Source organism: Priestia sp. P5_B4, from assembly GCF_056400385.1.
Window position 1 is genome coordinate 1 of the sequence record NZ_JBFULJ010001197.1, and the last position, 918, is coordinate 918.

The 918-nt window shown below is 41.8% G+C and carries 1 protein-coding gene; it reads left to right on the forward strand.

The window, feature by feature from the left end; translation table 11 throughout:
* Positions 1-918 (forward strand): glutamate synthase-related protein (locus tag AC1DRF_RS29910; RefSeq protein WP_477742562.1); only part of this gene is annotated, 918 nt, incomplete at both ends.

Here is a 918-nt window from a genome sequence, read left to right on the forward strand (position 1 = left end):
ATGCACGAAATGCACGAATCAGCGTCAAGCTCGTTTCAAAAGCAGGTGTAGGAACGATTGCTGCCGGAGTAGCAAAAGGAGTAGCGGATGTTATTGTCATTAGCGGTTACGACGGAGGTACGGGAGCATCTCCAAAAACAAGTATTAAACATACTGGACTACCGTGGGAACTTGGCTTAGCAGAAGCTCATCAAACACTTATGTTAAACGGTCTTCGTGAAAAAGTAGTGCTTGAAACAGACGGGAAATTAATGACGGGTAAAGATGTAGTCATGGCAGCACTTCTAGGAGCAGAAGAGTTTGGTTTTGCTACGGCACCTTTAATTGTTTTAGGCTGTATCATGATGCGTGCGTGTCACTTAGATACATGCCCAGTTGGAGTGGCGACGCAAAATCCAGAGCTTCGTAAAAAGTTCCTGGGAGAAGCGGACCACATCGTTAACTATATGAAATTTGTTGCACAAGAAGTGCGCGAAATTATGGCTGAACTTGGATTTAAAACAGTGGATGAAATGGTTGGACGTACAGATGTATTAAGCGTTAGCGAACGTGCAAAAAATCACTGGAAGGCTCAGCACTTAGACTTAACAACTCTTTTATATCAAGCTGAAGGTGTACGCACCTTTAAAACACCTCAAAATCATAAAATTGACCAATCTCTTGATATGCAAAAGATTTTGCCTGCGGTACAGCAAGCAATCGAGCATAAGTATCAAGTCGAGTTAGAACTTCCAATTTCTAATATTAACCGTGTAGCTGGAACAATTGTGGGAAGTGAAGTTACAAAACGTTACGGTGAGAAAGGTCTGCCAGAAGATACGATTACTCTTCGATTCACTGTCTCAGCAGGACAAAGTTTTGGTGCGTTTGTTCCAAAAGGAATGTCTATGTATCTAACTGGAGATGCAAATGATTATA